This is a genomic window from Staphylococcus croceilyticus (genome assembly GCF_002902575.1).
GTDB lineage: Bacteria > Bacillota > Bacilli > Staphylococcales > Staphylococcaceae > Staphylococcus > Staphylococcus croceilyticus.
On record NZ_PPRD01000032.1, the window covers coordinates 1 to 11,584 of the forward strand.

The following is an 11,584-nucleotide window of genomic DNA, read 5'->3' on the forward strand; positions in this document are numbered from 1 at the left end:
CCCCAGCACAAAGACTTTCGCATAGAAAGTCTACAAACAAAGCAAGCTGGGGAAGGAACTTAAGTGTTTACACACTTAAGTAAGTAGTTCTAATGATTAAAATCAAAGAACTACTTTACATGACTACAGACTTGAGCCTTTCCCGCAAGAAAGCGTCGCAACAAAAACGAGTGGATGTTCATCTAAGAATTTCTTTACAACCCAGCCCCCTAGGCAATCGTCTCAACTTAAGTGTAATATCAATCCATTTAAGAACTACTATAAAAACATAAAAAAAGAAGCTTACCTTTTGAGGTAAGCTTCCCTAAAGAATTGATATTATAAGAAACGTTTAGCTGCTACTGAAATTGGTGGAATTTCATCGAAGTCTAATTTCTTATCTTCAGTAATTGATCTGTAAGCCCATTTACCATAGTTAATCGCTTCTTCATTAACAATTTTACCTGGTAATGGTGCAGCATTAGGATCAACATGTACGTCAACGATAGTTGGTACATTTTCATTTAATGCAGCTTCTACAACTTCATCGATACGGTTAGGGTCTTTCAATACATAACCTTTACCGCCTGCAGCTTCAGCGAATTTAGCGTGATCCATATCAGAGAAATCAATCGCATATTCTAATTCACCAGCAGCTTGTTGTTCATATTTAATGAATGATAATTGTTTATTGTTCATAACAAAGATTGTCATTGGTAAGTCATATTGAACAGCAGTTGCAAAGTCTTGCATTACCATTTGGAAGGCACCGTCACCAGTGATTGAAATTGCTTGACGTTTAGGATAAGCAATTTTAGAAGCAATAGCACCTGGAAGACCACAGCCCATTGTACCTAACCATGAAGAAATAATGAATTTATTATTTACAGATAAGTTTAAGTAACGAGTTGACCAAACTGTTGAAGTACCAACATCAATTGAGAATACAGCATCGTCATCGCTATATTTACTAATTGATTTCATTAAGCGTTCTGGACGTATTGGTGAACTTTCGTTATTCATATCTTGTTCCATCCATTTATCCCAAACAGCTTTACGTTGTAAAGTTTTCTCTAAGAATGGACGATTTGGAACGTGTTTAATGCTTTCAGTTAATTGGTGGAAAGCAACTTTAGTGTCACCAACGATACCTACATTGATGTTGAAACGTTTACCAATTACATCTGGGTTAGTATCGATTTGGATTGCTTTGATATTTTTCTTAGGTAGGTAATCTACGTAAGGGTAGTTTGTACCTGCCATGATTAATAAGTCAGCATCTTGAATTGTTTGGTAAGATGTTTTAGTACCGATTTTACCTAAGTTACCAATGCTGTATGGGTGATCGTCAGGTAAAATAGTTTTAGCTGGTAATGTGTGAATTACTGGAATTTTTGCTGCTTCGATAAATTCACGTAATTCTTCTTTAGCATTTTGCGCACCTACACCGATAAGCATAACTGGTTTTTTACTTTTATCGATTAATTTAGTTGCTTTTTTGATGCTGCGGAATGTTGGTGATGGTGCTTTTGGTTTAATAGTATCTACTGAGCGATTAGTTGTATCTTTAATTTTTTGAGTTAATAAGTCATTAGGACAGATAACTACTGCAACACCGCGTTTTTCATAAGCAGTACGGATTGCGTCATTAACAACGTCAAATACGTTATCGCCTTTTTGAATTTGGTGATGGAATACTGCTACGTCATCAACCATTTTAGAAATATTTGTTTCTTGGAATGCTTTAGTACCTAATAATGTGCTGTTAGTTTGTCCAGCAATAATAAGTTGAGGTACACGGTCCATTTTAGCGTCATACATACCATTTAATAAGTGAACAACACCAGGACCACCGATACTTAATGCTACACCAATTTTCCCTGTAATTTTAGTGTATGAAGCAGCTGCTAAACTTGCTACTTCTTCGTGACGTACGTGATAGAATTTAAATGAATCTCTTACTGTACGTAAACTATCTACTACTGCGTCAACAGAGTCCCCTGGAATACCATAAAGATGATCAATTTTCCATGCTTCTAATGCTTTGACTAATGCTTCATTTGCTTTAATTTTCGCCATTTTTACAAATAGCTCCTTTCCTAACTTATACGAGTACTTATTTCATATTCCCATTAATAAAATAAAATAATCATGATTGGAATAAGTATTGAGCTAATAACAGCCGTCAATATCATTCCAATTGAACTAAATGCGCCAGATTCAATATCGTGTTCTAACGCTTTTGCCGTACCAAACGCGTGTGATGCGTTACCGTATGTTAAGCCTCTAGCGATTGATGTTTTGAAATTACCTACTTTCAATAACATTGATCCCATCATACTCCCTATTAGCCCTGTAGTAATGATAAATAATACGGTAATCGTATCTGTACCACCTAATTCATGTGATACTTCAATTCCTACAGCAGCTGTGATGGAACGAGGCAAGATTGTCACAATCGTTTCTTCTGAGTAGCCTAACAACTTTAACGAAGTAAACACTAACACAAAATTAAGTATGACTCCAGCCATTACGCTTGAAAATATAATACTCATATTCTCTATGATTTTATGTCGATTCTTATAAAGTGGATAAGCTAAACACACAACAGTTGCGTTTAATAAATGGTTAATCCATTTACCGCCAGCCATATAATCTTGATAGTTTTGATGTGTAGCGAGTAAAACGATAATCACACCAATAGAACCGATTAAGGCAGGGTTTAAAATTGGATTGTTATATTTAAGTTGTAATTTTTTTGCCAATAGATACATAACGACGGTTAACGATATCATGAGGATTGCTTTTATTATCATCTCAACTCATTACCTTTCTTGGCTTTAGGTTGTTTCACCATTTTTTCAGCAATATAACCGGAAACAAGGGCGACACAACTTGTACCTACTATGATTAATAAGAAGAAGATGATATAGCTCTTAGTTATATTAGAGAAGATATCCATAATACCGACAACCGATGGAATAAAGAAGAAGACCATCGTTGATAATAAAAATTCTGCACCTTCTGATATCCAGTTAATGCGAATGATTTTTAGTTCCAATAGGATATATAGCAAAATCATACCTACAATACTTCCAGCAAGTGGAATGTGTAAGAGTTCTTGCAACAAACTTCCTATATAACTAATGACTATAATAATGGCAATTTGAACAACAATTTGTGCAATTGTGAGCGCTTTTTTCAAGATGACTGAACCTCCACTAAAATATGTCGAAATTGTTACAGCTAAATTTAAGACTATATTCATAATTGTAATTTATGTTGAAAAACTAGAAAAATACTCATTTTGAATATTATCTATAGTTTTTTTCTATGTAACCGTTTTATTTCAAAGGAAGTCAGTTTTGCACGATATTGTTTTTTAATTTTCAAAAATAGAAAAAGCAGGACAACAAAATCCAATTTAATTGAAAAGATTTCATTCTCCCGCTTCCTCAGCGAAATTATTCAAATAATCAATCGTATTTCAATCGTTCACTCATAAATTCTATCCACTTCGAAGTGGCATGACTCAGTAATTTATCTTTCTTCCAAATCGCCCCAAGCTCCCAACTCATACTTGGATCTTCAATCTTAATACTTTTAATATTATCTTTTAACATACTAGCAATATGTTCTGGCAAAATACTTACACCTAGATGTGCTAATAATAAATACTCTATAAAATTCCATTGCGACACATTTGAGACTGTATTTGGTATGAAGCCTGAATTCTTTGCGGCTGCAATAATTTTATCGTTAAGATAGAAATCTTCATTAAACATGATGAAGTCTTCATTCTTCAAATCAGCCATCGTCACTGATTCTCGCGTAGCCAATTCATGTTCTTCGCTGACCACTAACCTTAAATCCTCACTATATAATGATAAATAGTCAAAGACATTCTCATTAATAGGAATCGTTGTAATACCAATATCGATTTGATCGTTAATCAAACGCGTTTCAATCGATTTACCGCCACTCTCATTCAAATTGTATGTCACGTTCGGATAGAGTTTGTGAAACTCGCCTAGAATATATATAAAGTGTTGCATGTCCATCACGGCAGACATACCAATATTAATATGACCTGTTTCAAGCCCAAGCAATCCATTGATTTCATATGGAATATTATCATATAATGCGATAATTTCTTCGCATTTTTTGTAGAATACTTTACCTGCATCAGTAAGCACTAAATAACGTTTTTGACGATCAAATAACGTCATTTTTAGTTCATTCTCTATATCCTTAATTGCTTTACTGATTGTCGGTTGGGCTATATATAAAGACTTAGAGGCATTTGTCATACCACCTTGATTTACAACTTCCATAAAGTATTTCATATGTTTGATATCCAAATGCTCACCTTCTTTGTTTTTACTTATATTGCTATTATACACAAATTTATTTTTAGTTTTTTGGAAAATTAAAATCCATTACGGTACGCACATATAAAATTTTAAATAAAAAAATATGATTTTGATAACACACATAAAAATATTGTATGTGTTATACAAAATCATACCTTTTCATACTGTAAAATATTCATTTAATTTAAAATAATATATTACATTCAATTTAAATTAAACTCACTAGTATTTTTATTTTGCAAATAATGTTATAATCGTAAAGGCTCAAATTGAATATTGAGGTGAGGCTTTGAGCTTTTACGAATTTATGCAAAATTTTGTTGGTGATGACACACCATTAGGTGAATTGGTAAATTGGATTAATCAAGATAACAATTTTCCTAGAGACGTGAAGAGCCAAATCGAAATATTGACATATTTTCGACATAATCCGTGTCCAGAAACCATACCGGTGACTATTGTTAAAAGAGCTTTGTCTGTTTTTAACCAATTCACAAATGTATGATTTCTAATAATGTAATTATACATTCATGGACGTATCATCTCAGAAGACGGGCGCCTTTCGAGGCGCTCGTTTTCTTTTTCCTTCTAAAGACATACCCCTTTTACTTTGCTAAAAATCACAAACTTGTAAAATTAGTTACAAAAACTATTGGAATATTTCATACATATTACATTTACTTGTATAATTGATTTCTTATATTGTATTAGACCTTTTTAACGAATATGATAAATACAGTTTTTAAGTATTTTATATTTTGGGGAGAACAAAATGAAAATTAAAAAATTATTATCACGTCTTTTATTGGCTACTGGACTCATGTTCGCTGGAACTTTCACATATCAAAATATTGAACACACGCACGTTTCTCACGCTGCATCATATAACTATTACAATAGAGGGCAATGTACTTGGTGGGCGTATCAACGTCGCGCACAATTAGGCAAACCTGTTTCAAATAGATGGGGCAATGCAAAGAACTGGTATTACAATGCACAACGTTCAGGTTATAGAACAGGCCACGTTCCTCGTCGCTACGCAGTAATGCAATCAACTGCAGGATATTATGGTCACGTTGCCGTTGTAGAACGCGTATATAGAAATGGAAGCATCTTAGTATCAGAATATAACTATAATGTACCTCTTGGATATGGCACACGTTACTTAAGCAGAAGTGCTGCACGCAGCTATAACTACATTTACTAAATTTAAAACTAATAAACTTATATATATAAATCCCTTAATGAGGTAAGTACTAATGGCTTACTTACTTCATTAAGGGATTTTCATTTATCTAAAAAAAGAGTAGGCTTCACATTCACGTGCTAAACCTACTCTCCTTTATTATTATTTTCTTAGTTCTTCTAAAATACGTTGTGCAGCAGCAGTATTGGCTTTAGGCTCTTGTTTCAAAGCGTCTGCTACTTTAGCAATTTCGTCACCTTGCGCACCTACAACAATCGCTAATGATTTATATTGTAAGCTCATATGACCTTTTTGAATACCTTCAGAAACTAAGGCTCTGCATGCTGAAAAGTTTTGTGCTAGTCCTACAGCAGCAACGACTTGTCCAAGTTCTTGTGCAGTTTCTACATTTAATAAGTCTAATGACGCCTTAGCGATTGGCAACACTTTCGTACCACCACCGACAATCGCTAAAGTCATAGGTACTTCAATGGTACCAACGAGACGGCCACGCACTTCATCATATTCCCATGTAGCGATGCCTCGGTATTGACCATCGCGACTCGCATACGCATGCGCGCTTGCTTCTGCGCCGCGTGTATCATTACCTGTCGCTAATACTACTGCATGAATACCATTCATGACACCTTTATTATGTGTCGCTGCACGATGAATATCTACTTGTGCAAGTACTGAGGCACGTTCCATACGTTTGGCTACTTCTTCACCTGAACGTTCTCCTCTATTTAAATCTTCGACTTTAATTTCACCTTGTACACGTACAACAGATGCTGTAGCATGGTTCGATAAAATACTCATTAACACGTCGCGGTTAGGGAACTCATTTTTCAAGTAAGCAGTAATCGCTTCTAAGATCGTGTTAAGCATATTTGCGCCCATTGCATCTTTCGTATCTACAAAGACCTTTAAAGATAGCAATTGTTGGTCAGGGAACGTATCAATTTCAATACGACGATAGCCACCCCCACGTTCAATGATAGATGGATAAGCTTCACCAGCTATTTGTTTAATTTGAGGCTCAAGATTTCTGATGTCTTGCGCTAACGACTCTGTGTCTTCAACGGCATCAAAGACGATTTGACCAATCATCAAGCGCTCACTCTTAACTGTTTTGAAACCGCCAGTATTGTTGACCAGTTTCGCACCATAGCTTGCTGCTGCAACAACTGAAGGTTCTTCAACCATCATTGGCACAACATATTCTTTATCATCAACAATGATTTTAGGTAATAAGCCTACTGGTAATGTACCTTGGCCAATCACATTCTCGATTAAACTATTAGCTACTTCTTCATTAATAAGTGGGTTGTTACGTAATACTTCATAATTATCGTCATTTAACCAACCATATTCGACTAACTGTTTCAACTTATCTTCACGTGATAAATGACGAAACGCTTTGTCTAAACTCTTCATTTTACTGTGCCCCTTTTTCAACCATTAAAGCGATACCTAAACCGCCACCGATACAAGCAGTCGCGATACCTGTTTGTTTGTCTTCTTGTTCAAGCGCATTCACTAATGTTGTTACTAAACGCGCACCACTTGCGCCAATTGGATGACCTAAAGCAATCGCTCCACCATAGATATTCAATTTCTCGTCAGGAATGTGTAAATTATCTTTTACCGGAATACTTTGCGCTGCGAATGCTTCCGTCATTTCGACGATATCAACGTTGTCGATCTTGCTGCTTGTTTTTTCTAATAACTTTTCAACAGCATAGAATGGCGCATAGCCCATAAATTGTGGATCACAGCCGACTTCTGCGTAATCACCGATAATACCAAGAATATCGAAACCATGTTCTTTCGCATAAGAGTCTTCCATTAAGATTAACGCAGATGAGCCGTCATTAATGCTTGAAGCATTCCCGCCAGTCACGGTGCCATTCTCTTTGAAAATAGTCTTTAACGTCGCAAGTTTCTCAACACTTGTGTTTGGACGTACACCTTCATCTGATGTCATCTCTTCGCCTTCAGCATCTTTCATACTGATAATTTCGTTATCAAACTTACCTGCTTCTGTAGCTTTAGCTGCTTTAAGTTGTGAATTATTCGCAAATTCGTCTTGCATTTCACGAGTGATGTCATATTTCTCAGCGATGTTCTCAGCAGTCACGCCCATTGGTACATAATGGAAAGCATCTGTTAAACCATCATGCATAAAGCTTTCAACTGGTTCTTCGCCTTCTTTTAAAATCAGTTGTGGTGCATTTGTCATACTTTCTACACCACCTACTGCTACTACGTCCGCTTCGCCTAATTGAATCAATTGTTTACCTAGGATAATGGCTTTTAATCCTGAGCCACATACTTCATTGATTGTCATTGCTGGTGTTGCATCTGGAATACCTGATTTAATAGCGATTTGACGTGCTGGGTTCTGTCCGACACCACTTTGTAACACATTACCGAAGATGACTTGTTGTATTGTGCTAGGATCGATGTCAATGGCATCAATGGCACCTTTTAATGCAGTTGTACCTAGTTCCACTGCTGAATAGTTTCTCAATTTCCCTTTATATCTGCCAATTGGTGTTCTTTTGGCACTTACAATAGCGATTTTTTTCATTCTTTATCTCCTTGTATGTAGTTTCTATATAATTGTATTTTAGTTATTGATTTTGGTAAAATGATTACTAATATGATTGTTAATAATAGCAATGAAATAAACGTTTTATTCAATGTTCGTTCATGCATGTTTATTACATTTAATAGCATTAAACAACATTTTGTTATGCATTTCAACACCTTGAATGTAAACGCTTTCCAAAATTTTATAATTTTTTGACTATTTATATGATATTTCTATTATTAATATGATTAATACTACCATTTTGAAAGGAAGTAATGCCCGTGAGTATAGGTATCGATAAAATTAATTTTTACGTCCCTAAATACTATGTAGACATGGCTAAGCTTGCAGAAGCACGCCAAGTTGATCCAAATAAATTCTTAATAGGTATTGGACAAACCCAAATGGCTGTAAGTCCAGTATCACAAGATATCGTATCTATGGGAGCTAATGCTGCTAAAGATATTATAACAGAAGATGATAAAAAACATATCGGTATGGTTATCGTAGCTACTGAATCAGCAATTGATAATGCGAAAGCAGCTGCGGTTCAAATTCACAACTTATTAGATATTCAACCATTCGCACGTTGCTTCGAAATGAAAGAAGCATGTTACGCTGCGACACCAGCGATGCAACTTGCAAAAGATTATCTTGAGAAACGTCCTAACGAGAAAGTGTTAGTCATCGCAAGTGATACTGCACGTTATGGTATTCAATCTGGCGGTGAGCCAACTCAAGGTGCTGGTGCTGTCGCAATGATGATTTCGCATAATCCTAGCATTTTAGAATTAAACGATAATGCTGTGGCATACACTGAAGATGTGTATGATTTCTGGCGACCAACTGGCCATAAATATCCATTAGTCGCTGGTGCTTTATCTAAAGATGCATATATTAAATCTTTCCAAGAGAGTTGGAAAGAATATGCACGTCGTGAAGGTAAAACATTATCTGATTTTGAATCATTATGTTTTCATGTTCCATTCACTAAGATGGGTAAAAAAGCATTAGATTCAATTATTAATGATGCAGACGAAATGACACAAGAACGTTTAACTGCTGGTTACGAAGACGCTGTATACTATAACCGCTATGTAGGTAACATTTATACTGGTTCTTTATATTTAAGTTTAATTTCTTTACTTGAAAATAGAGACCTAAAAGCTGGGCAAACGATTGGTTTATTCAGTTATGGTTCTGGTTCAGTTGGCGAATTCTTTAGTGCTAAGTTGGTTGATGGCTTTGAACATCATTTAGATAAAAAAGGTCATAAAGCGTTATTGGATAATCGTGAAGAGGTTTCAGTGGAAACTTATGAAGCGTACTTTAACCGTTTTGATGAATTAGAGTTTGATCATGCTACTGAGAAATCTGAAGATGATAAGGATATCTTCTATTTAGAAAGTATTGAAGAGGATATTAGACAATATCATCGTCCTGAGTAGAGATAAAATAAACCTTTAAAAGAGTTCTAAAATAGAGTTTCACTCACTTAAGCTGCTAAGCTTTCCAGGGGTGCCGTCTCTAAAGCAGTTCTTAAATGGATTGATATTACACTTAAGTTGAGACGCTTGCCTAGGGGGCTGGGTCGAGCCACGGTCTCGACACTCATCCTGCTCCCTCAGGCGTCGCTCAACTACGTTTCATTATCCATTTTAGAACTACTTACCTAAGTGCTATAGCACTTAGGTTCATTAACAGCATTGCTCCCCTAGGAGTCTACGCAACTACGTTTCGTTATCTATCTTAGAACTACTTACGTAAGCGTTTGAACACTTACGTTCATCAATAACTCTTAATCCCTCAAGCGCCACACAACGTTATTCGTAGTTCATCTTAGAACTACCTGAGAACTATGACACTTATGTGTATAATGATTATGATTTTTCAATTATCATACATCATTATTTATAATTTATGTTTTAATTTATAATCAAAATAATATGTTAAATGGAAGTCGTGTGGGCACGACTTCTTTTTTATGGTTTTGTGGTATGGGCTGGTCTGTATAGGTTTGACATGTCGGCTTTTTCAATTTCTAATAATTTAATTTTGTTATCAATTGTGCCTCCATACCCTGTTAAACTTCCGTCTTTTCCTACGACGCGATGGCATGGGATGATAATTGAAATTGGGTTTTTACCTACTGCGCCCCCTACTGCTTGAGCTGACATTTTAGGTTTACCTAGTATTTTACCTACTTGTTTAGCAATATCTCCATATGTTTTAAACTCGCCATAATCAATGGTTTGTAAAACGTTCCAAACAAGTTGTTGAAATTCAGTTCCTTGAGGTTTCAAAAGAAAATCAATTGTAGGGTTATTTCCTAAGAAATAGTCGTCCAACCATTGCTTTACTTTTCCAAAAACAGCTAAATTCGAATCTGTCGGATATTCTAAATTTGAAGAATTGTATTTATACAATACGTGCGTAATTGCAGTACCATCACTAATAATTTCTAAATTCTGAACGGGTGATGTATATAGCATTGAATAAGGCATGGCTCTCACTCCTTTGTGGCTATTATGACGAAGTTTCAAATAAATGTACAACGGGAAACTTAATGGAGGATTTGTTGATGGCAGGTTTAAAAAAGATGACTAACATACATAATTAAAAAGGGAGCGCACCATATTATAGTGCACTCCCTTATCTATTATTTAGAAGTTATATAATTTATAACCCTTGTCTTTAGCATATTCTAAAGCTAAAATTTCTAAAACGTTAATAAATGCTGGTTCATCTTTAACGTTCACATATTGGAATTTTAATCCGTATTCTTCAGCAGTAATGTTTTTAACATCCTCTTCGCTTACACCTTTTTCTTGAGCTAAAGCTTTTTTAAATTTAGTAGTTCCAACACCAGATTTTAAATTATATTGACCTAACTTGTTAAATAAATCTTTAGTAATTGGTTGATATCCTGTAGAGAAACCACCAGTTTGTCCAACAAAGATTGGTGTTTTTTTATCAAAAATTACATATACACCGTATTTATCTTGAACTTTTTCACGGTCTTCTTTACTAAATGATAAGGCGTTACTTTTATCATATTTAAATAATTTTTTAAGTTGTTTTTTGTTATCTTCTTTAATTTGATCTAATCTTTTGCTACCTTTCATAATGCTTAATCCTCCCATATAGAGTATTTTTATAAAAAAACATCAATAATATTGAATAATTTTATAAAAATACTATATCACTAAAATTTTTTAAATAATTTTTCATATTTATAATGTTTATTTTAAATAATATACCCTTTTGGACATTATTAAAACCAACGTTTTCTTTTCATATTTTTATATAATTTTGATAAATAGAACATTTATATTTTATTCTAAATTCACAAAATATTCGTTAGCACTGGTTTATTTGTGTATAAATATAACTTATAATTATATATTATGTAATACTTTATACTTTTTTATATTGTGTACATGTTGGGGG

General features: G+C 34.5%; 11 protein-coding genes. 3 read left to right on the forward strand and 8 right to left on the reverse strand.

Features of this window, described 5'->3' with window-relative positions; all coding sequences use genetic code 11:
- Window positions 1-318 precede the first annotated feature (318 nt).
- The 4 genes from CD128_RS05150 to cidR all read right to left on the reverse strand — a co-directional run bounded on the left by CD128_RS05150 (window position 319) and on the right by cidR (window position 4,340).
- A complete protein-coding gene (locus tag CD128_RS05150) occupies window positions 319-2,058 on the reverse strand; it encodes a pyruvate oxidase (protein ID WP_103328991.1) in 1,740 nt (579 codons plus the stop codon).
- A gap of 53 nt (window positions 2,059-2,111) precedes the next feature.
- Window positions 2,112-2,795: an LrgB family protein gene (locus tag CD128_RS05155; RefSeq protein ID WP_103328992.1), complete on the reverse strand. Its 684-nt coding sequence runs from the start codon at window positions 2,793-2,795 to the stop codon at window positions 2,112-2,114.
- Window positions 2,792-3,184 (reverse strand): CidA/LrgA family protein, encoded by a 393-nt coding sequence (locus CD128_RS05160; protein ID WP_167797481.1) that lies wholly within the window; start codon window positions 3,182-3,184, stop codon window positions 2,792-2,794. The genes CD128_RS05155 and CD128_RS05160 overlap by 4 nt, the downstream gene beginning before the upstream one ends.
- 271 nt (window positions 3,185-3,455) lie before the next feature.
- Window positions 3,456-4,340 carry a cidABC operon transcriptional activator CidR gene (cidR, locus tag CD128_RS05165; protein WP_103328994.1) on the reverse strand — a complete coding sequence of 295 codons (885 nt, stop codon included), beginning with the start codon at window positions 4,338-4,340 and terminating at the stop codon, window positions 3,456-3,458.
- Window positions 4,341-4,641: 301 nt separating this feature from the next.
- On the opposite strand from cidR, the gene CD128_RS05170 reads away from it, so the two are divergent.
- On the forward strand, window positions 4,642-4,857 hold the full coding sequence (locus CD128_RS05170; RefSeq protein WP_103297916.1) for a sterile alpha motif-like domain-containing protein: 216 nt from the start codon (window positions 4,642-4,644) through the stop codon (window positions 4,855-4,857).
- 267 nt (window positions 4,858-5,124) lie between these two features.
- A complete protein-coding gene (locus CD128_RS05175; protein ID WP_103328995.1) occupies window positions 5,125-5,559 on the forward strand; it encodes a CHAP domain-containing protein in 435 nt (144 codons plus the stop codon).
- A 141-nt stretch (window positions 5,560-5,700) separates the two neighbouring features.
- Here the strand turns inward: CD128_RS05175 and CD128_RS05180 are convergent, their stop codons facing one another.
- Complete coding sequence (locus CD128_RS05180) at window positions 5,701-6,975, reverse strand: hydroxymethylglutaryl-CoA reductase, degradative (protein WP_103328996.1); 1,275 nt, start codon at window positions 6,973-6,975, stop codon at window positions 5,701-5,703.
- Between the two features lies 1 nt (window position 6,976).
- Complete coding sequence (locus CD128_RS05185) at window positions 6,977-8,131, reverse strand: thiolase family protein (RefSeq protein WP_103328997.1); 1,155 nt, start codon at window positions 8,129-8,131, stop codon at window positions 6,977-6,979.
- A gap of 284 nt (window positions 8,132-8,415) precedes the next feature.
- Here CD128_RS05185 and CD128_RS05190 point away from each other — a divergent pair, with 284 nt between their 5' ends.
- Window positions 8,416-9,582 (forward strand): hydroxymethylglutaryl-CoA synthase, encoded by a 1,167-nt coding sequence (locus CD128_RS05190; RefSeq protein WP_103328998.1) that lies wholly within the window; start codon window positions 8,416-8,418, stop codon window positions 9,580-9,582.
- Window positions 9,583-10,116: 534 nt separating this feature from the next.
- On the opposite strand, the gene CD128_RS05195 is transcribed toward CD128_RS05190, so the two are convergent.
- Together CD128_RS05195 and CD128_RS05200 are read right to left on the reverse strand one after the other, a co-directional pair.
- Window positions 10,117-10,638 (reverse strand): methylated-DNA--[protein]-cysteine S-methyltransferase, encoded by a 522-nt coding sequence (locus tag CD128_RS05195; RefSeq protein ID WP_103328999.1) that lies wholly within the window; start codon window positions 10,636-10,638, stop codon window positions 10,117-10,119.
- Window positions 10,639-10,797: 159 nt separating this feature from the next.
- The gene (locus CD128_RS05200; protein ID WP_103329000.1) at window positions 10,798-11,259 is read right to left on the reverse strand and encodes a hypothetical protein; all 462 of its coding nucleotides are present in this window, start codon (window positions 11,257-11,259) and stop codon (window positions 10,798-10,800) included.
- Between the last annotated feature and the right edge of the window lie 325 nt (window positions 11,260-11,584).